Annotated in this window: 15 protein-coding genes and 3 pseudogenes; 14 read left to right on the top strand and 4 right to left on the bottom strand. The window is 71.2% G+C overall.

Features of this window, described 5'->3' with window-relative positions; genetic code table 11:
• Positions 1-91 precede the first annotated feature (91 nt).
• From asnB to BMX97_RS16975, 8 genes are all read left to right on the top strand, one after another.
• Positions 92-2,053 (top strand): asparagine synthase (glutamine-hydrolyzing), encoded by a 1,962-nt coding sequence (gene asnB / locus BMX97_RS17010; RefSeq protein ID WP_091752536.1) that lies wholly within the window; start codon positions 92-94, stop codon positions 2,051-2,053.
• A gap of 66 nt (positions 2,054-2,119) precedes the next feature.
• Complete coding sequence (locus BMX97_RS17005; RefSeq protein ID WP_091752534.1) at positions 2,120-2,386, top strand: acyl carrier protein; 267 nt, start codon at positions 2,120-2,122, stop codon at positions 2,384-2,386.
• Positions 2,387-2,397: 11 nt separating this feature from the next.
• Positions 2,398-3,930, top strand: coding sequence for a class I adenylate-forming enzyme family protein (locus tag BMX97_RS17000; protein ID WP_091752532.1), 1,533 nt, complete (start codon positions 2,398-2,400; stop codon positions 3,928-3,930).
• A gap of 2 nt (positions 3,931-3,932) precedes the next feature.
• Positions 3,933-4,976 (top strand): NAD(+) synthase, encoded by a 1,044-nt coding sequence (gene nadE / locus BMX97_RS16995; RefSeq protein ID WP_091752531.1) that lies wholly within the window; start codon positions 3,933-3,935, stop codon positions 4,974-4,976.
• 43 nt (positions 4,977-5,019) lie between these two features.
• Complete coding sequence (locus tag BMX97_RS16990; protein WP_091752529.1) at positions 5,020-6,099, top strand: thioesterase domain-containing protein; 1,080 nt, start codon at positions 5,020-5,022, stop codon at positions 6,097-6,099.
• Positions 6,100-6,235: 136 nt separating this feature from the next.
• Positions 6,236-7,444: a hypothetical protein gene (locus tag BMX97_RS16985; RefSeq protein ID WP_091752527.1), complete on the top strand. Its 1,209-nt coding sequence runs from the start codon at positions 6,236-6,238 to the stop codon at positions 7,442-7,444.
• Between the two features lie 138 nt (positions 7,445-7,582).
• On the top strand, positions 7,583-8,671 hold the full coding sequence (locus BMX97_RS16980) for a class I SAM-dependent methyltransferase (RefSeq protein ID WP_091752525.1): 1,089 nt from the start codon (positions 7,583-7,585) through the stop codon (positions 8,669-8,671).
• A gap of 810 nt (positions 8,672-9,481) precedes the next feature.
• Positions 9,482-10,261 (top strand): response regulator transcription factor, encoded by a 780-nt coding sequence (locus BMX97_RS16975; protein WP_177202260.1) that lies wholly within the window; start codon positions 9,482-9,484, stop codon positions 10,259-10,261.
• Between the two features lie 99 nt (positions 10,262-10,360).
• Here the strand turns inward: BMX97_RS16975 and BMX97_RS16970 are convergent, their stop codons facing one another.
• The 3 genes and pseudogenes from BMX97_RS16970 to BMX97_RS16960 all read right to left on the bottom strand — a co-directional run bounded on the left by BMX97_RS16970 (position 10,361) and on the right by BMX97_RS16960 (position 13,124).
• Entirely contained in the window at positions 10,361-11,104 is a 744-nt protein-coding gene (locus BMX97_RS16970; protein WP_244538476.1) for a N5-glutamine methyltransferase family protein, read from the bottom strand.
• A 218-nt stretch (positions 11,105-11,322) separates the two neighbouring features.
• Positions 11,323-11,984 (bottom strand): annotated as a pseudogene (locus BMX97_RS16965) (hypothetical protein).
• 414 nt (positions 11,985-12,398) lie between these two features.
• A complete protein-coding gene (locus BMX97_RS16960) occupies positions 12,399-13,124 on the bottom strand; it encodes a CBS domain-containing protein (RefSeq protein ID WP_091752522.1) in 726 nt (241 codons plus the stop codon).
• Positions 13,125-13,357: 233 nt separating this feature from the next.
• On the opposite strand from BMX97_RS16960, the pseudogene BMX97_RS34195 reads away from it, so the two are divergent.
• Both BMX97_RS34195 and BMX97_RS34190 read left to right on the top strand, forming a co-directional pair.
• Positions 13,358-14,012, top strand: a pseudogene (locus tag BMX97_RS34195) (hypothetical protein); the annotation flags it as partial.
• Positions 14,013-14,138: 126 nt separating this feature from the next.
• Positions 14,139-14,799 (top strand): annotated as a pseudogene (locus BMX97_RS34190) (HAD family hydrolase); the annotation flags it as partial.
• 127 nt (positions 14,800-14,926) lie between these two features.
• On the opposite strand, the gene BMX97_RS16950 reads toward BMX97_RS34190, so the two are convergent.
• Complete coding sequence (locus BMX97_RS16950; protein WP_091752519.1) at positions 14,927-15,787, bottom strand: universal stress protein; 861 nt, start codon at positions 15,785-15,787, stop codon at positions 14,927-14,929.
• Positions 15,788-16,179: 392 nt separating this feature from the next.
• Between BMX97_RS16950 and BMX97_RS16945 the strand changes: the two genes are divergently transcribed.
• The 4 genes from BMX97_RS16945 (at position 16,180) to BMX97_RS16930 (ending at position 19,611) form a co-directional block, all read left to right on the top strand.
• Complete coding sequence (locus BMX97_RS16945; RefSeq protein WP_244538475.1) at positions 16,180-17,724, top strand: two-component system sensor histidine kinase NtrB; 1,545 nt, start codon at positions 16,180-16,182, stop codon at positions 17,722-17,724.
• Positions 17,714-18,322: a response regulator FixJ gene (fixJ, locus tag BMX97_RS16940; protein ID WP_091752515.1), complete on the top strand. Its 609-nt coding sequence runs from the start codon at positions 17,714-17,716 to the stop codon at positions 18,320-18,322. The genes BMX97_RS16945 and fixJ overlap by 11 nt, the downstream gene beginning before the upstream one ends.
• Before the next feature lie 252 nt (positions 18,323-18,574).
• The gene (locus BMX97_RS34345; protein ID WP_348273125.1) at positions 18,575-18,841 is read left to right on the top strand and encodes a response regulator; all 267 of its coding nucleotides are present in this window, start codon (positions 18,575-18,577) and stop codon (positions 18,839-18,841) included.
• A gap of 77 nt (positions 18,842-18,918) precedes the next feature.
• Positions 18,919-19,611 carry a helix-turn-helix domain-containing protein gene (locus BMX97_RS16930; protein ID WP_244538474.1) on the top strand — a complete coding sequence of 231 codons (693 nt, stop codon included), beginning with the start codon at positions 18,919-18,921 and terminating at the stop codon, positions 19,609-19,611.
• The last annotated feature ends 597 nt before the right edge of the window (positions 19,612-20,208 follow it).

Here is a 20,208-nt window from a genome sequence, read left to right as displayed (position 1 = left end):
GGATCGGAGAGTTCAGCGGAAGTCCTTCCCCGGGTCTTCCGTGGTCTAGCGACAATAATTTTTCAAAGGCGGCGTCAGGAGACAGACCCCGATGTGCGGAGTGGTCGGCTACGTGGGCGATCCTGGACCGGAGGACGGTCTGTCCCTCCTGCACGGCCTGTGCGGCGCGCTGCGCCACCGGGGGCCGGACGACGACGGCGTCCTCCTCCTCGACGGGGCCGGCCTCGGCCACACGCGGCTTGCCGTCGTCGACATCGAGGGCGGGCGCCAGCCGATGGCGAGCCGGGACGGGCAGGTCTTCGTCAGCTTCAACGGCGAGATCTTCAACTACGTCGAGCTGCGCCGGGAACTGGAGGACCGGGGCCGGCGCTTCCGGACCACGTCCGACACGGAGGTGCTGCTCCAGCTCTACGAGGAATACGGACCGGACTGCGTCCGCCGGCTCAACGGCGACTTCGCCTTCGCGATCTGGGACGCCCGCCGCCGCCGGATGGTGATGGCCCGCGACCGCATCGGCGTCCGGCCGCTCTTCGTCACGCGGCGCGCGGGCCTCGTCGTGTTCGCCTCGGAGATCAAGGCGCTCCTGACGGTGCCGGGCGTGCGCGCCGAGATCGATCCGATCGCCCTCGACCAGATCTTCACGCTCTGGGCGCCGATCCCGCCGCGCACGGCCTTCAAGGACATCGAGGAGCTGCCGCCCGCGCACATGCTGATCGTCGAGGACGGGCGGGCGAGCCTGAGCGCCTACTGGGAGCTCGCCTTCCCCCGGCGGGGCGAGGTGCGGCCAGCCCGCGGCGAGGCGGCGTGGCGCGACGAGGTCCGCGCCCTTCTCGAGGACGCGACGGCGATCCGGATGCGCTCGGACGTGCCGGTCGGAGCCTACCTGTCGGGCGGGCTCGATTCCGCGGCGGTCGCCGCGCTGGCGGCCCGCCTGGCGCCTGCGGGCCTGAACACCTTCTCGGTCACCTTCGACTCGGCCGAGCACGACGAGAGCGCGTTCCAGGCGGTGATGGTCGACCGCCTCGGCACCCGGCACCGCTCGATCGCCTGCGGCGGCGGCGCGATCGCCCGGGCGTTCGCGGCGGTCGTCGCCCATGCCGAGCGGCCGATCCTGCGCACCGCACCCGCGCCGCTCTACCTGCTCTCGGGGCTCGTTCGCGAGAGCGGCATGAAAGTCGTCCTCACCGGCGAGGGGGCGGACGAGATCTTCGCCGGCTACGACCTGTTCAAGGAGGCCAAGCTGCGCCGCTTCTGCGCCCGCCAGCCGGCCTCTCGGCGGCGGCCCCAGCTCCTGCGCCGCCTCTATCCGTACCTGCCCGGCCTCCAGCAGCAGACGCCCGAATCGCTCGCCGCCTTCTTCGGGTCGGACGCGGACATGGCGGACGATCCGCTCCACTCCCACCGCCCGCGCCTGCGCGGCACGGCGGCCACCAAGATGTTCTTCGGCGCCGACCTGAGGGCGACGCTCGGCGACTACGACGCGGCGGCCGAGCTCGTCTCGCGCCTGCCGGAAGGGTTCCGGGAGTGGCACCCGCTGCATCAGGCCCAGTACCTCGAGACCCGCTTCCTCCTGCCCGGCTACATCCTGTCGAGCCAGGGCGACCGGATGGCGATGGCCCACGGCGTCGAGGGCCGCTTCCCCTTCCTCGACCACCGCCTCGTCGAACTCGCCGCGACGATTCCGCCGGAGATGAAGCTGCGGGGGCTGCGGGAGAAGCACATCCTGCGCGAGGCGGTGCGCGACTGCCTGCCGGCGGCGATCCTCGACCGGCCCAAGCAGCCCTACCGGGCCCCCGACAGCGCCGCCTTCTTCGCCCCCGGCGAGCCCGACACGGTGAGCGCCCTCCTCGAGCCGGAGGCCGTGCGCGCCGCCGGCTTGTTCAACCCGGCCGCCGTCGCCCGGCTCGCCGACAAGTGCCGCCGGGGCCTGGGCCGCGGCTTCCGGGACAACGCCGCCTTCGTCGGCATCCTGTCGACCCAGCTCTGGCACCGCACCTTCGTCGAGCGACGGGAGAGCGGGGCGCTGCCTCGATCCCGGGCGACCGCCCTCTGACCCCGGCGGTCGCCCGCCGTGGCGGGGCCGAGCCGCCTTCACCAGCACCCCACGAGGAGAGACGTCATGCCGTCCGACATCCGAGACCAGCTTCGTGCCTTCGTCGTCGAGACCTTCCTGTTCGGCGACGCCTCGACCGACCTGCCGGAGCACGGCTCCTTCATCGAGCACGGCATTATCGACTCGACCGGCATCCTCGAACTCGTGGCCTTCGTCGAGGACACGTTCGGCCTCGCGGTCGCGGATGCCGAGATCCTGCCCGCCAACTTCGATTCGATCGCCCGTGTCGCCGATTTCGTCGCCCGGAAGCGGACGACGGCGCAAGCCGCGTGAGGAGGGGTCGGATGCGCATCGAGACCTATCTCCGCGACAGCGCCCGCCGGCTGGGCGCCAAGGTCGCACTCGTCACGCCCGAGAGGCGGCTGACCTACGGCGAACTCGACGCCCTGTCCGACGCCCTCGCGGCGGCGCTCCAGGCCCGCGGCGTCGAGCGGGACGACCGCGTCGTCGTCCAGATGGAGAACGGCTGGCAGGCGGTGGTGTCGCTGTTCGCCGTCCTGAAGGCCGGCGCGGTGCTCAGCCTCGTCAACCCGACGGTCAAGCCTGACAAGCTCAGCTACATCCTGCAGAACTGCGAGGCGCGCGCGCTCCTCATCCGGGGCGGCCTTGCCGCCGCCGCGGCGGAATGGATCGCCGCCGTCCCGAGCCTCGCCGTGACGATCGCCGACGGCGAGGCCGCGGGCCTGGACGACGCCGTCGCGTTCGATTCCTGCCTGGCGCCGGCGCGGCCGCTGCCGCATGGCGGCATCGATTCCGACCTCGCCATGCTCGTCTACACCTCCGGCTCCACCGGCCGGCCCAAGGGGGTGATGATGACGCACCGCAACGTCGACGCGGCCGCGACCTCGATCACCGGGTACCTGCGCAGCGTCGAGGACGACGTCGTCCTCTCCGTCCTGCCGCTCGCCTTCGATTACGGCCTCTACCAGGTGCTGATGGCCGCCAAGGTCGGGGCCCGGCTCGTGCTGGAGCCCTCCTTCGCCTATCCGCAGGCGATCCTGGCGCGGATGCGGGAGGAGGGGGTCACGGGCCTGCCCCTCGTTCCGACGATGGCCGCGCTGATCCTGCGGATGCGCTCCCTGGCACCGGGTAGCGTTCCGACCCTGCGCTACCTCACGAACACCGCCGCCGCCCTGCCGGTCCCGCATATCGAGCGGCTGCGGCGGCTCTTTCCCGGCGCCGCACTCTACTCGATGTACGGCCTGACCGAGTGCAAGCGCTGCACCTACCTGCCGCCGGAGCACCTCGACGGCCGGCCCGGCTCGGTCGGCATCGCGATCCCGAACACGCAGGCACGGGTCGTCGACGAGGCGGGGCTACCGGTTCCCCCGCACGTCGTCGGCGAGCTCGTGATCCGCGGGCCCCACGTCATGCAGGGCTACTGGCGGGACGAGGCGGCGACCCGCGCGGCCCTGCAGCCGGGCTGGAACCCGTGGGAGCGGGTCCTCCATACCGGCGACCTGTTCTTCTCCGACGCGGACGGGTTCCTCTACTTCGTCGGCCGCAAGGACGACATCATCAAGACGCGCGGCGAGAAGGTCGCCCCGAAGGAGGTCGAGGCCGTCCTGCACGCGCTGCCGGGGATCGCCGAGGCGGTCGTCGTCGGCCTGTCCGACCCCGTGCTCGGGCAGTCGATCCTGGCGCTCGTGGTCGCCTCCGACCCGGGCCTGACCGCGGCCGACGTGATGCGCCACTGCCGCGCCCACCTCGAGGACTTCATGGTGCCGCAGGCGGTCGAGTTCCGCGCCGAGCTGCCGAAGACCGAGACCGGCAAGATCAGCCGCCGGCTCGCCGCCGAAATCCTGCTGGAGGCCTGACGATGACGCCGGTTCTCGCCCTCGCCTCCGCCCCCGGGGCATCCCCGGTCGCTTCCCCGGCCGCCGCTCCGTCCCTGCCGCAGCCCTTCACCGCGGACGCGCTCCGGCTCGACGCCGCGGCGGCCGTCGCGCGGATCACCGACGCCCTGCGCCGGCAGGTGCGCGGCACCCTGCGCAAGCGCGGCGTGGTGCTCGGGCTGTCGGGCGGCGTCGATTCGAGCCTGTGCGCCGCGCTCGCCGTCCACGCCTTCGGGCCGGACCGGGTGCTCGGCCTGATGATGCCCGAGCACGATTCCGAGGACGAGAGCCTCACGCTCGCCCGCGCGGTCGCGGACGCCCTCGGCATCCCCCGGCTCGTCGAGGATATCGGACCCGCCCTGGAGGCCATGCACGGCTACGCGCGGCGCGACGAGGCCATCCGCGGCGTCGTGCCGGATTACGGCCCGGGATGGACCTCGAAGGTCGTCATCGCCGATCCCCTGGACGGCGCCGAGTACGGGATCTCGTCACTCGTCGTCCGCGCGCCTGGCGGGGAGACCCGCAAGCTGCGGCTGCGCGCGGAGGCCTATCGGGCGATCATCGCCGCGACCAACATGAAGCAGCGGACCCGCAAGCAGATCGAGTACTACCATGCCGACCGCCTGAACTACGCGGTCATCGGCACGCCGAACCGGCTCGAATACGACCAGGGCTTCTTCGTCAAGAACGGCGACGGGGCCGCGGACGTCAAGCCGATCGCCCACCTGTACAAGACCCAGGTCTACCAGCTCGCCCGGCATCTCGGGGTTCCGGACGCGATCCTCGCCCGTCCGCCGACGACGGACACCTGGTCGATGCCGCAGACCCAGGAAGAGTTCTACTTCGCGCTGCCGTGGCGGACCATGGACCTTTGCCTCGCCGGCCTTTCCGCGGGGGCCACGCACCGGGAGATCGCCGCCTGCACCGGGCTCGCCGAGGACCAGGTGGCCGAGGCCGCGCGCGACATCGCGGCCAAGCGCAAGGCCACGATCCCCCTCCACCTGCCGCCGCTCCTCGTCGACGAGTGAAGACCGCCATGGGAGCGGCGCGGCGCCGCTCGGGAGTGCCCACATGCAATCGGACAGCCAGGGACAGGACCGCGAGCGGGAGCGGACCCGCGCCCGCCGCCTGGAGAAGCTGCGCTTCTGGCGCTCCGCCTGCGCGGACGGGATGCCGGTCGCGGCGCGCTACAACGAGGTGTCCGATGCGCCGCCGTTGTTCTTCTTCCACGGGGACTGGGACAACGGCGGCTTCTACATGGCCCGGCTCGCCGCCGAGCTGCCGTGCCCGGTGATCGCCCTCGCCCCCCATCTCGATCCCGTGCCGCCGACGGTCCGCGCGATGGCGCAGGACAGGCTGCCCGCGATCCTGGGCGCCCAGCCGGACGGCCCCTACCGGATCGGGGGCTTCTGCAACGGCGCGCTCGTCGCCTACGAGGCCGCGCGCCTGCTGATCGAGCAGGGCCGGGCGGTCGAGTCGGTGCTGCTCGTGGCGCCGCCCTCCCTCAACGCCCGGCGGAGCTACCGCGTGATCCTCGCCCTGGCCGCGCGGTGGCTCGCGGCGGGGCCGGACACGCCCGCCCGGCGTCACCGCGTCGTGGTCCTCATGGGCCGGCTGACGAAGCTGTGGCGCCTGAGGGGCTACTCGTTGGCCGATCTGCGGACCGTGGTGGCGCGCAAGCGGCGGCTGCGCGCCGCGGCGCGGGCGCGCCTCGATCCGCGACGGGCACGAGCCCCCGCCGACATCGCCGCGGAGGCCGCGGTCCTCCATCGCCGGCGGGCACTCCTGTCAGCCTACGAGGCGGCGGTCCACACCTACGGGCCCTCGCCGATCCCCTCGCGGCTCGTCGTGTTCGGGACCGGCCTCGGCGCGGCGGGCCGGCCGGGACCCGGCTACGACGCCGCCTATGACGGCCGGGCCTGGGCCGAATTGTGCCCCCAGGCGGTCTGCGTCCCGGTCTCCGGCGACCACTACACCTGCATCGCCGACCACGCGTCGGACCTCGCGCGCGCCTTGCGCCTGGCGCTGCGCGCCGGCCCGGAGGTCGAGGCCGGCGCGGGGGCCGACACCGGAGCCGATACGGCACGGCGCGGCGCCTGGTTCGCCCCCGTCGTCGCACCGGTGCCGGAACAGGCCAGGCTTACGGGCTGAGGACCGGTGCCGCCCCCGAGCCCGGCGGTCGCCCGGGTCGGGGGCGGCGAGACGATGCGGGCGCCCGCTTCCGGCCGCCCTCTTGCGAGGACCGGCATTCGGGGACGGACGGCGAATGGGGGGAGGAAGGCACGCCATGAGCGGAACGGTCGCCGGCGCAACCGACGAACGGACGACCCGCCTCCTGCGGGTGGGGGGTGGTCCGGCCCAGACCGAGGGACTGCCGGGCCCGGCCGCGGCGCCCGCCCGCGCCGGACCGCCCGACGAAGGGCGGCGGGACGCGCCGCGCCTCACCGTCGCGCCGAGCCGGGCCTCGGCGCGATGCTGGGACGCCTTCGCGCAGACCTGCGACGCCTCGTTCTGGAGCAGCCGGGGCGGCGCCCGGATGTGGCAGTTCAAGCTGCACGCGCGCTTCCGCCTGCGGTTTTTCGATCTGATCCTGACGATGCCGACCGGCGAGCGCTGCAAGATCGGGCAATGCGCCGTCGGCCTCGGGCCGCGCCTGCGGGTGATCGCGGACGGCCTGGCCCTGAGACCCGAATACGCCGATCTGTGGCCCGTGGCGATGGAAAGCCTGCTCGGCCATCTCGGTCCCGGCCGCTACGTCTACGGGTCGTTCTGGAGCACCGAGGTGCCGCGCCACCGGGCGATCCTGCGCCTGCCGCATACGCGGGTCGTCGCGGTCCGGCGTCTCGTCGTCGAGGCCATCGACCTCAAGCGCGCCGAGCGTTGGTCCGACTTCCTTGGCCGGGTCAGCCGCAACGTCGTGCGCAACGCCAGGGGCTTCCAGCAGGCGCATGCCGACCGGCGGTTCCTCGTCAGCTACGGCGCAGGCTGCCTGACGCTGCTCCCCAAGGTGATCCGGCTGCGCCGGCGGATGTACGACCGCAAGCGCATCGCCTTCAGCCAAACCCGTGCGATCGTCAGCTACGTCCTGCGCAGCCTGCTGCTGCGGCGCTACGTGTCGATGTGGGTGACGGTGGCGGGGCGGCGCGTCCTGGCCTCGGCCGGCACGGTCGCGTTCGGAGAGTCGGTCTCCTTCCTGGACGGGGCCTCCGCCCCGACCCCGGCGGGAGCGGGCTGGGACGTTCTGCTCCACGCCATCGAGGATGCCCACCGCTCCGGCCGGACGCGCTTCCAGCTCGGCTACACCGACGTGACGGACGAGTTCGACGGCCGGGCCTGGGTCAGCCCGATCCGCTACCGGAGGGACTGCCGGGCCCGGGCGATCGAAACCAGCCTCTTCGCCTTCGACTTCGCGATCGAGGGAGCGGGCGACCGAAACGTTCCCCCGGTCCTGCTTGAACGAACTGACCCGTGCTGGACGGGCGAGGCGCAGACATAGGGCATGCCGGCTCGCCGGGGAACGGCGCGTCGTGACGAGGATTCGGAGGCGTGATCCGGGCCGGTGCGGTCGGGCACGGCTTCGGGAGCGGACCGACGGAGCCCTGGCGGGCCTCCGCGCACCGAGACGGAGTCACCGATGATGGACGACCTCTACCCCTCGCCCGACGGCCTCACGGCATCGCTGATCTCCGAGCGGGACGGCACGCCGGCCCCCGGGGAGGCGCGGGACGACGGCCCGCTCTTCGTCGCCCGCGTCGGCTGTCCGGTCTGCGGCGCGGACCGTCCGGCCACTCTCTACGACGCGACCTACGACAGTCCCGCGGTCCTGCGACACGTCGACAGCCATTACCGGCGGCAGGGCAAGGTCGACCACTCCCTGCTGCGCGGCGTCGATTTCACGATCTTCGAATGCCGGGACTGCGCGCTGATCTACCAGAAGATGGTTCCGGCGCCGGCGATGCTGCATCACCTGTACGATCGGTTCATCGACCCGGAGAAGCTCAAGGACCACGAGCACGCCCGGCTGACGCTCGACAACCATCTGGATGTCGCGACCCGTCTCGCCAGCCTGCTGGTGCGGATCGGCAAGGAGCCGAAGGACGCCACCCTGCTCGATTTCGGCTTCGGCTACGGCCGGTGGGCGCGGGTCGCCGTCGGCATGGGGATGCAGGTCTTCGCGACGGAGATCTCGCCCGAGAAGATCGCCTTCGCCCGGTCGATCGGCGTGCGCATCGTTGACGAGTCCGCCTTGGCGCGAATGCAGTTTGACATCGTCCACACCGAGCAGGTGTTCGAGCATCTGACCCATCCGGTGGAGGTGTTCGACATGCTGGCGCGGTGCATCGGCCCCGGGGGCGTGCTGAAGCTCGCCGTCCCCCGGCAGGGCCGCATCCGGCAGCTTCTCCGCAGGAACGGATTCATCGATTGGTCGCCCTACGAGAAGGACTTCCGGTGCGGGGCCTACAACGACTACAATGCCGTGCTGCCGCTCGAGCACCTGAACGCGTTCTGCCGCAAGACCGTCGAATCCCTGGCGCGCCGCCACGACCTGGTCGTCGAGACCGGACGCTACGGCGGTAACGCCGTCTTCCTCGACGCCTCGAGCCGGGGGCGCTTCCTCGCGTCGGCCCGGCACTCCGCAAGGCGGCTCCTCAAGGACCTCTACGTTCGGGTCGGGCCGGGACGGGCCGATACCGGATGCTACGTGCTCGCCCGAAGGGCGTGAGCGACCGGCGCGGGCCGGTGTCGTACCGGCCGGAGGGCCGCGACACCGGCGCGCCCGACCCGTCCCGACGAGCGCCGACACGGCGTCGTAGTCCGGTTCCATGCACGTCGCGGAGGCTTCGCGCCCGGGTTCGGGCACGATCGGCGAGGTCGAACGCTCGTCGTTCCCGCCTGTGCCGGGAAGCGAGAGGCTCGCTCGGCCTTCGGGCCCGCCGCGATCCGCTTTCGGGAAGATCCCTCGCGAAAACCGGGTTGCCGGCCCGCGCGGCGGCCGAGCGGAACCGATTCCCGCGCGGCGATACCAACGATCTGAAATCATGGGGCGCCACGATCGCAGCGCCGACGTTCGCCTCGCGACGGCTGACCGGTCCAGGCACGGCGTTACGTCGCTCTTCGGGCCGGACGAACCTATCCTTTTGAGCTATGGGAAAAACCCGACATCTTGATCTGAATCAAATTTGTATGGGAAAAATTATATAAATCATAATCCGAAATGAAAGCAATTCAATATATAAAATTCGATCTTAAATAAATCACATGCATAAAACATCTCTTTTGTTAAAATTTATGTATAAAAATTCTTACCATTGGTAATACACATAAAGGTGAAAATTTTGATATTAAGTTTTCATAACGATAAATAATCATTAAACCGTCTGCATATCGTGTCTATCAAAGCGAATACTGTGCAACAGGGATGGGTAATATGAACGAGAAATCCCGATCGCCGGCAGCGACCAGGCGGAAGGGCGGCGCGTCGCGGCGGGACGCCGATCAGGTCCGCAACAGGAATTGTGGTGTCCTGCTCGCGATGAGCAACGCGATCCTGCGGGAAGGACTGCGCAGCATGATTACACAGTGCGGCTTTCGGGTCTTCGATTGCCAGGCCACGCATCAGGGCTTCGTTCTCGACGATCTCGTCGTGAAGAAATGCCGGATCTACGTCGTCGACGCGTCGGACGACATCGACTTCAGCCGGACGAAGGCGTTCGTGGCGCAGATCCGCCAGCGGAACGCGCACGGGCACATCGTGGTCCTGATCCCGCCGCACCTCGCCAACGCGCCCGATCCCGCGGTCGTCGCCGAGGCGAGTGCGATCGTGACGACCGATGTCACGGTCTACGTGATCGGGAACCTGCTGCAGCTCGTCTCGGAGAACTACGTCGTCCGTTCGGCCATCGTGGCCGTCGCCCCCGATCCTTCGAGCGCCGGCATCGCCGAAGGGGCCGGGCCGCCCGGTCCCGCCGACTCGCCGCTCCCCGGCCGCGACGGGAACATCCCCGGCGGGAACATCCCCGGATTGTCGAGTCGCGAGAGCGAGATCCTGCTCCACCTGATCCGGGGCTCGTCCAACAAGGACATCGCGCGGGCGCTCGGGATCGCCGAGGCGACCGTCAAGATCCATATCAAGGGCATCTTTCGCAAGACCGGTGCCACCAACCGGACGCAGGCCGCCTTCTACGTCTTCAACAAGCGCTGGCTCGGCGGCCAGACGGCGGGCCGGCAGGATGCCGGGGACCCGCCGCGGCAGAGGCCGAACTCGTTTGAGAACGGACTGGACGTCATCTTTCCGAACGGCGGGCCGCGCTGACGGTGCGCCACGGGGGGATCCCGCGTCCGCGGGCGGGCCGGTCACCCCCGCGTCCAGGGGCGCGGGTCCCCGCTTCCGCCGGCGGCCGGCAGGGGGCCGTCAGCCCCGGTCGGGGTCGCGGACGTCCGGTGGGGCTGCCGCCGTCCCGACGCGAGCCCCCTCGGTCGGCGATCCGTCCCGCCGCGCCACGGCAACGCGCGGCACGCCCCGCGGGTCGCACCTGTACTGGAGGTCGTGATAGCCGCCCGCCCGGCGGAACAGGGCGGCGATCTGGTTCTCCTGCCGCTCGCCGAATTCCAGCGCAACCCATCCGCCGGGCCTGAGGTAGCGCAGGGCCGAGCCGATCACCCGCTGGTGGATCGTGAACCCGTACAGCCCCCCGTCGAACGCCTCGCGCGGCTCCGCGTCCAGGAGGTGGGCCTTGTCGCCGTCGAGCCGGAGGCTCGGGATATAGGGGGGATTGCAGATCACGAGGTCGATGCCCCGGTCGAAGTCCTCGATCGGGAGCGCCGCGAACAGGTCGCCCCGGCGAACCTGCACCCGGTTGGAGAGCCCGAGCCGATCGACGTTGTACGCGGCGGCGGCCACGCAGGCCGGCATCAGGTCGCAGGCCCAGACGGTGGCGGCGTCGCAGGCCGTCGCGACGGCGCAGGCGAGATTGCCCGAGCCGCAGCACATGTCGACGACGCGGGCGGGGCCGGGTCGGCCACGCAGGATCTCGATCGCGGTGCGCCCCAGGAGCTCGGTCTCCTCTCGGGGCGCCAGGACATCCGCGCGATACGCGATGTCGACATCCAGGAATCGGCCGGTGACGTAGGCGACCTCATCCTGGTTCTGCGACACCTGCCGGCCCTCCGGGTTCCGCACCACATCAGATCCCACCGCCCATCCCTTGCGGAGGAGTCCGCGATTCATCCCTCATCCTCGGAAAGCGGAATTGATCCATCTCAACGCCGCGACAGATCGACGGCCCGCATCCCGGCGGGACCGCGGCCGTACCCGGCCCGCATTGGGGGACCGCACGCCCGTCGCCGTCGCGGTCGCCGCGAACGTTCCTTGCGTCAGCCGCGCGTGACGGCCCCGGTCAGGAATCTCACAACCGCCCACGCGATCGGCAGCTCCTCGTTCGCCGGCACGACGTAGGCCGCCGCGCGCGAGCCGACCCAGCCGATGCAGGTCTCGGCCGTTGCATTGCGCGCCGGGTCGAGTGCGACCCCGAAGGCCGCGAGGCCGGCCGCGATCGCCGCCCGCATGCGTGGCGAGCGCTCGCCGATGCCGGCCGTGAACATCAGGGCGTCGAGGCCGCCGAGGGCCGCCACGAGGGAGCCGGCCTCCCGCACTACCCGGTAGACGAAGAGGTCGAGGGCCTCGGCCGCCCGCGGATCGCCGGAGGCCTCCAGCACGCCGACGTCGTCGCTGATCCCCGAGACGCCGAGCAGCCCGGACCGGACATAGAGGAAATCCGCCACGGCGTCGGGCGAGAGCCCGCGCTCGCGGATCAGGTGGAGCACGAGGCCGGGATCGACCGCGCCCGAGCGCGTTCCCATCATCAGCCCGTCAGGCCCATCGTCGCGGCGATGCTGCGCCGGTCGCGCAGGGCGCAGAAGTTGGCGCCGTGGCCGAGATGCGCGACGATCACCCGGCCCTCCGCGCGCGGTCCCGCCACCTCCGGCAGGGCCGCGGCGACATGCTCGCAGGACAGCCCGTGGAAGCCGTAGCGCAACAGCCCCTCGTCGCTGAGCGCCCGTCATGCACGACCCGGTGCCCCGCCCCCCGCACGGCGAGGCCCGGCACGCGCCGGAGCGCCCCGAGGAGCCAGGCGAGCGCGCCGGCATGATTGCAACCGGGTGCCGGCCCGGTCCCCGCGAGCGTCAGCGCGCCGGAGACCCGAAGCGCGGCCGCGCCGCCGAGGACCGACACCCCGCCTCGGCACAAGGGCCACGAGCGTCTCCGCCGCGTAGAGGGCGAATTTCAGGGTCGACGAGCCGGCGTTGATCGCCAGGATCGCGTCGGTCATGGAGCCGCTCCTGCCGGATCTGCGACGGTGGCCCCGTCCCGGCGCACGACCGGGCGGCTGCGACGGGCCGCGCGGATCCCGGCGGCGCCGATGGTCGGGATGTCGCGATCCCGGGCGGCCCTAGAGCATGACCGGGTCGGCGCCCCAATGGGCGACGAAGGTGTGGTCGCGCACGGCGACGACACCCGGGATTCCCGCCGAGGCGGTCACCAGCGCCTGGGCCTCCGCCTCGTTCGTCACGGCGCCCCAGAGATGCACGACGCCGTCGAGCACCGTGACGTTGCCCTCGGTCTTGTCCGTCCAGGGCTGGCGAGCGAGCTCGGCCAGCAGCATGTCGCGCAGGTGCCGGTCGGTCAGGTCGCAATCCGTGACCGCAGCGGGCGGCACAGGGATCAGGGTCGCCAGCGCCCGCACGAGGTCGCCGCGCGTCACGATCCCGATCAGCCGCTCGCTGCCGTCGGGCCCGGCCTCGACGATCGGAACGCGGCGGATGTGGCGGCACTCCATCAGGTCGACGATCTCGGACAGCGGGGCGTCGGGGCCGGCGGTCACGACGGAGCGCGCCATCACGTCGCGCGCCAGCCGGCCGTGGGCGCTCCGGTAGGCGTTCGCCAGCGTCTCGATCGACGCGAAGGCGTCGAGCCAGCGGTTGCGCCGCCGCTCGGTGCCGAGCTCCTCTCGGTGGAGCAGGTCGGCCTCGCTGACGATCCCGACCAGGCGGCCGCCCGCGTCGGTGACCGGAACGGCGCCGAACCGCTTCTCGACGAGCAGCCGGGCGATCGCCCCGAGGCCGGTCTCCGGGGTCACCGTGACGACGTCGCGATGCATGATGTCGCGTGCACGCATGGCACTTCTCCGCTGAACCATGCGGGGAGACTGCACCCGGATTCGCCGGCCGGCATTGATCCTGCGCAAGGACCGGCCGGCGTCGCCGCGCCCGACCCGGCGCCTCGTTGATCCAGCGCATGGCCGGCCATCCGCCTTTGCGCGCGTCTCGGAGAGTCGTCGTCGGGGAGGCAAGGGACCGCCATGACCAGATCACGCGCGCCGGCCGGGGCGGTCCGGGCAGTTCCGGCCGGATCGGCGACGGCCCTGCAGGCGCGCTCGTCGCGCTGCCGCTTTCCGGCCTGGTCGCCGGGCTCGTCGCCCACGCCCTCGGGCAGGCCGGCACCGCCACCCTGGCCTGGAGCCTCGCCACCCTGGCGGTCCTCGCCGTCCTCCTCGTCCAGGTGGCGACGAGCCTGGCGCGCGGGGATGTCGGGCTCGACCTCGTGGCCCTGCTGTCGATGGCCGGTGCGCTCGCCCTGTCGCAGGCATGGCGCGGCTGGCGGACCGCTACGGCCTCGTCTTCCTCCCCGTCACGCTTCTCCTCGCCGGCAGCGCCTGGGCCGTCGCGGGCGACCCGCTGCGGGCCCTGTCCGTGCTGGTGGTCGCGACACCCTGCCCGCTGATCCTGGCGGTGCCCGTCGCCCTGGTCCCGGCCTGCCGCGGGCGGCGCGGCACGGCATCGTGGTCAAGGGCGGCGGCGCGCTGGAGACATTGGCCAAAGTGGCGGTCCTTGTGGTCGACAAGACCGGCACCCTGACCCAGGGCCGGGCGCGCCTGACGGCCGTCGCGGCCTTCCCGCCTTTCGGGGAGGCGGAGGTGCTGCGGCTGGCGGCCTCCCTCGATCAGGCGTCCGCGCACCCGGTCGCCCGCGCCCTCGTCGACGAGGCGAGGGCGCGTGGCCTAAGCAGACTTGCGTTGGCAGGCCAACGCTTCGCCCGCTTAGGTTCTTGTTTTGGCGCAGATTTTCGGCGCCGAACCGGCAACTACTTCGGCGAAATCTACGTAGCGCTCGCCTCCCCGTCGGACGTGACGGAGATGCCCGGCGACGGCGTGATCGGGTTTGTGGAGGGCGGCGCGCGAGCGCGGGCGGACCGCGCCGCATGCGCCTGCAGGCGATCGCATTTCCGTCCGCGGGGTCCGGTGCGGACGGGCAGGGCGCCGCGGTGCGGGTGCGCGTGGCGATCGACGGCCGGCCGCGATCCTGTCCTTCGCCGACCGGCTGCGCCGCGGCGACGCCGACACCCTCGCTGCGTTGCGGGCCTGCGGCATCGCGCGGATCGTGCTCGCGACGGGGGACCGCCGCGCCGTCGCGCAGGCGCTCACCGCCGGCCTGCCGATCGACGCGGTCGCGGCCGACCTCGACCCGGCGGACAAGACACGGATCGTCCTCGAGGAACGGCGGCACGGGCCGGTGATGATGGTCGGCGACGGGATCAACGACGCCCCGGCCCAGGCGGTCGCGGATCTCGGCGCGGCGCCCGAGGCGCCCGAGGCGCCGCTGCCGGCGGCGATCCGCATCGCGCGGCGGGCCCGCGCCATCGCGCGCCAGAGCGTGCACGCCGGGCTCGGGCTCTCGCTCGCCGGCATGGTCGCTGCGGCCTTCGGCGCGCTCACGCCGGTGCAGAACGCCCTGCTGCAGGAGGCCATCGACGTCGCCGTGATCCTGAACGCGATGCGGGTCCTCTCGGGCCCCGGAGCCCACTCGCGGATCAGACCGGGCGGGCGGGGGCGGACAGCTGCCCTGAACGGCCCCCCGCCCGGCGGGCCGGCATCCGGGAGCCCCGGGGCGGGCGGTGCCGGGTCGCGGGGCGCCGCGCCGGTCAATGCGCGAGGAACAGCGGGACCGGTGCGTCCATCAGGAGCGAGCGGGTCACGCCGCCGAAGACGAATTCCCGCACGCGGGAGTGCCGGTAGGCGCCCAGCACCATCAGGTCGGCCCGGAACAGGCCGGCATGGCCGCGCAGCGTGTCGGCGATGCTGCCGACCTGTGGCAAGTCGCTGAGCGTGACGGCGACGCCGTGCCGCGCGAGGCGAGGCGCGATCTCGGCCCCCGGCACCGTTGCCAGGAGGTCGTCCGCGTCGCCGACCGACACGATCTCGACCGCCTGCGCAGCGCGCAGAAGCGGCATGGCCTCGCTGGCGGCGCGGGCCGCCTGCAGGCTGCCGTCCCAGGCCAGGAGGATCCGCCGTCCGGCGAAGGCGGGGTGCGTGTGCGGAACGGCGAGGACCGGGCGGCCGCTCGTCATGAGCGCCGCCTCGATTGTCTCGAGCGAGAGGATCTCGCCGCGCGGATCGAGGTCGAGAACCGTCAGGTCGTGCAGGCGCGCCTCGGCGGCCAGCCGGTGCACCACCTCGGGGTAGGGCAGCCGCGGCGTTTCCCGCGTGCAGACCAGGCCGGCTTGCGCCGCCGCGCCGGCCGCCGTCTCGGCATAGGCGCGGGCCAGGGCGTCGAGCCGGCGATCGATGACCGTGAGGCCGTCGTCGGACGCGCCGCCGAGCCAGGTATCGGTGCCGAACAGGCACCACGAGGACGACTGGATCGTCACGTGCGCGTTGGCCGCTTCGGCCAGTGACAGACCGTACCCGATCGCCGGCGACACCGGGTCGTGCTCGTCCTCCACGACGGTGCCGATGAGGACGTCGCGCAGGGCGGCGAGCGGGGAGGGGGGAGGCATCGACATGGATCGTCTCCGGTCATGAGCCGAACGCCATGCTTCGTCCTGAGTGGCCGGCCCGGCCTTGATCTACCGCAACGGAGTGCCGACTGCGCGCCCTCGCCGCGGTGGCCGGCGTACCGAATGCGCGCGGGTCCCGTCCGGACCGGTCGCCCTCATCGACGGAACAGGGCCGGCACGGCCACGGGACAGTGATCGCCCCTGGCCTCTCCGGTGGAATATCGGATCTCTGCTGTAGACTCTTGGCATAACACAGGTGATTCATGCATGATAGAGCGGGGTGGACAACTGGATGCGGATATTTAACAAAAGATAGTTCACGGATCAGCCGTTCGAACTAGTGATCGGCGGTGCTCCGGGGCTAGGGCTGTCCCTCCTTCAGAACGATGAACCACACGATGACTGCATTCGCGGTGGATCCGGGCGGCGCCGGCACGTCGACCCCCGACGAGCTTCGAGAGACCCTCGACGAGGTCGGCGTCTGCGTCTGGTCGCTGGACTTATCGACGGGTCGGGTCGCGGTCTCGTCGGCCTGCGCGCGCGTCTTCGGCGTTCCACCCGGCGATCTGACGACGTTCGCGGCGACCCAGGCCGTGGTGCACGCGGACGACCGGCCCATCAGGGCGCAGACCATCCAGGGCGCGCTGAAGGACGGCGGGCCCTACGACCTCGCCTATCGCGTCACGCGGCCCGGCGGGGACGTTTGCTGGGTGCGCTCCCGGGGACATGTGCATCTCGACGCCGCCGGTCGACCGCTCCGGCACCGCGGGATCGTCGTCAGCATCGACGAGCAGAAGCGGGGCGAGGCGGATCTGCGCGCGCGGGAGGCCCACCTGCGCTCGATCCTCGACACCGTTCCGGATGCGATGGTGGTCATCGACGAGGCCGGCCTGATCCGCTTCTTCAGCGCCGCCGCCGAGCGCCTGTTCGGCTACTCGGCCGGCGAGGCGGTCGGGCGGAACGTCCGGCTCCTGATGCCCGAGGCCGCGCGGGGCGAGCACGACGGCCATCTCGCCCGCTACCGCCATACGCGGGAACGGCGCATCATCGGCACCAGCCGGGAGGTCACCGGTCGCCGGCGCGACGGCTCGACCTTCCCGATGGAGCTCGCCATCGGCGAGATGCGCTCGGGCGCGCAGGTCTTCTTCACGGGCTTCATCAACAACCTCACCGAGTACCAGCGGATCCAGGCCCGCCTGCAGGAGCTTCAGTCCGAGCTGGCCCACGTGTCGCGCCTGAGCGCGATGGGCGAGATGGCGGCGATGCTCGCCCACGAGATCAACCAGCCACTGGGGGCCATCGCCAACTACACCAAGGGCTGCCGCCGCCTCCTCGCTCATCCCGATCCCGATCCCGGCACCGTCGCCACGGCGATCGAGATCCTCGACAAGGTCGCCGCACAGGCGCTGCGGGCCGGTCAGATCATCCGCCGCTTGCGCGACTTCATCGCCCCGGGCGAGACCGAGCGGCGCATCGAGCCGGTCGCCGAGCTGATTGAGGACGCCTGCGCGCTGGCGATGGTCGGGGCCCGCGAGCAGGGCATCGCCCTGCGCCTTCGCCTGGACGAGCGGATCGGCTGCGTGCTCGCCGACCGGGTCCAGGTCCAGCAGGTGTTGGTCAACCTGATCCACAACGCCCGCGAGGCGATGGCGCGCAGCCCGGTCCGCGTGCTCGGCATCGCGGCCCGGCTCAATCCCCCCGACGAGGTCGAGATCGCCATCTCGGATACCGGACCGGGGATCGCCGAGGACGTGGCCGAGCGCCTGTTCCAGCCCTTCGTCACCACAAAGCCGGGCGGCATGGGCGTCGGGCTTTCGATCTGCCGCACCATCGTCGACGCGCATGGCGGGCGCCTCACGGTGGGGCGCAACGCGTCCGGCGGCGCAACCTTCCGGCTCGGCCTCCCGGCGGCGCATGACGAGGAGCCGGACCATGGCGGCTGACACGGTGCACATCGTGGAGGACGACCCCGCCCTGCGGGATTCGCTCGCCTTCCTGCTCGAAGCCGCCGGCTTCACCGTCCGCCTCTACGAAACCGGCATGGAGTTGCTCGAGCGGCTGGCCATGCCGGCGGCGGGCTGCATCCTGACCGATATCCGCATGCCGGGCATCGACGGCCTCGAGCTGCTCCGCCGTCTGCGCGAGGCCAGGCATGCGGTGCCCATCGTCGTGATGACGGGCCACGGCGACGTCTCGCTCGCCGTCGAGGCGATGAAGCGCGGGGCCTGCGACTTCATCGAGAAGCCGTTCGGCGACGAGGTGCTGCTTCGGGCCTTGCGCACCGCCCTGTCGCCTGGCCGCACCGGAATCGCGGCCGACCCGGCGGTGCAGGACTTCGTGCACCGGGTGGAGACGCTCAGCGAGCGCGAGCGGCAGGTCCTGGACCGTCTCGTCGCCGGTGCCACCAGCAAGGAGATCGGCCGTGCCCTCGGCATCAGCCCGCGCACCGTCGAGATCTACCGGGCGAAGTTGATGGCCAAAACGCAGGCGGCCAGCGTCCAGGACCTCGTACGCCGAGCGGTGCTGGCCGGACTCGCCTGACGCGCTTGAGGCAGATCAAGGCGGGCCGCGGGGCGGTGGCCGAGGATCGGATCCCGTAGCCGAACCTCGATCGCGCGGCGGTCCGATGCCACACGCTTCACCCCTCCACCTCGACGACGACGACCCCGCCGTCCTGCAGTCGACCCGCTTGCTGTTTGAGAGCGAGGGGCACCGCGTCGAACCTCCGCCAGCGGGCCCGAACTCCTGTCGGCCTTACCCGATCCCTGTCCCCGCCGCGAGCCGCTCGACCAGATGATGCCGCAGATGGACGGGCTCGACGCCTGCCGTCGCCTGCGCGCCATCGAAACCGGCATTCCCGCGGTCCTGGTCACCGGACATCCCGACCCGCGCACCCGGACCGACCCGCTCACCCGGACACGCGCCAGCGAGGCCGGCGTGCCCCTCCTCGACGAGCCGCTCGCGTTCGAGGCTGTCGTCGGCCTCCTGGCGGCCCGCCACGGCCGCCTCCGGGTCGGGCCGCCAGCCGACAAGGGGTTGTCCTTAAGGGGGGTTCCTTAAGCGACGGGCCGGAATATCGGTCCGACACCGTTCCTGACACCTTCGCCCCTTCCAGGGCGAGGATGAGGGACGCATTGATGTCGCGAGAGATGGTCCGGCCTCCGGTCCGGCGTGCGACCGCGAGCCTGCGCACACCGTTTCCGACACGCGACGGCGCCGGTCTCTTCTCCGGCTGCCCGGAATTCGTCGGCACGCCGCTCGCCTATGCCCGCGAGGAGGAGATCTTCGGGGATGGGGAGGAGGCCGAGAGCGTCTATCGCGTGGTTCAGGGCGCGGTCCGCACCCTCAAGATCCTGAGCGACGGCCGGCGCCAGGTCACCGGCTTCCACCTGCCGGGCGACCTGTTCGGCTTCGAGCAGGCCGAGACCCACCGGCACACCGCCGAGGCCCTGTCGGGAACCCGGGTCCTGATCTTCAAGCGGCGCCAGATCGAGCGGATCGCCGCCCTCCGGGCGGAGGTCGCCTGCCAGCTCTGGAGCCTGGCGAAACGCTCTCTACGCCACGCCCAGGATCACATGCTGCTGCTCGGGCGACGGTCGGCGCAGGAGCGCGTCGCGGCCTTCCTGCTCGACGTCGACGCGCGAATGGGCGGTACCGGCACCTTCGATCTGCCGATGCCGCGCCGGGACATCGCCGACTATCTCGGGCTGACCATCGAGACCGTCTCGCGGACGTTCTCGCAACTGGAGGGCGAGGGCGCGCTCCAGCGCTCCAGCGGCCGGCAGATCAGCCTGCACCACGACCGGATGCATCGGCTCGTCGAGGATTGAGGGCCCGCGGCGCGCGGGAGGCTCGTCACGGGAGGGTGTCATGACGACGTTCGATGAACGCGAGCGGGTCTTCGAGCGCCGCTGTGGATCGCCGTCGAATTGGGACCTAGGCTGGACCAGAAGGAAGCGTCTGAAGTCGAACGGAAAGTATTACTCCATAAAGCGTCCCAATCGGCGCCGATTAGGACCTATTTTGGAGTATATTTTTTTGTTCAATCGATTTTTTCTATAAAGTAGTTGGCGTAGGTCCGCTTCGGTGCTGATCGACAGCCAGAGTATCGCATGGCTCTCCTCAACGACCTGGAGGGAACCCACGATCCGGGTGCGGCGGCACTTGGCGATGGGCTGCCGCTCCCTCCTCGTCTGCGAACGGGAACGCTGACAGAAACCTGAACCTGTGATCCTTCTCAGCAAAGTCTTGCAAAGGTCCACAAAGACGGTGCAATCACGATCTGGAGGCATGGTCCGTGCTGGTACTGGTGGCCTCCTGCCTCGTCATTGGCTATTCTGGAAAGTCAGTGCGCGGGGATCCGTTGCCTGATGGACCAGAACCCCGCCGCGCTGGCAATGCAGCGGAAGCCTCCACGGATCTCATCG

The organism is Methylobacterium sp. ap11 (genome assembly GCF_900110515.1).
Classification (GTDB): Bacteria; Pseudomonadota; Alphaproteobacteria; order Rhizobiales; family Beijerinckiaceae; genus Methylobacterium; species Methylobacterium ajmalii.
Note: the sequence above shows the minus strand (reverse complement) of the source record. Positions and strands in the feature narration are given on the sequence as shown.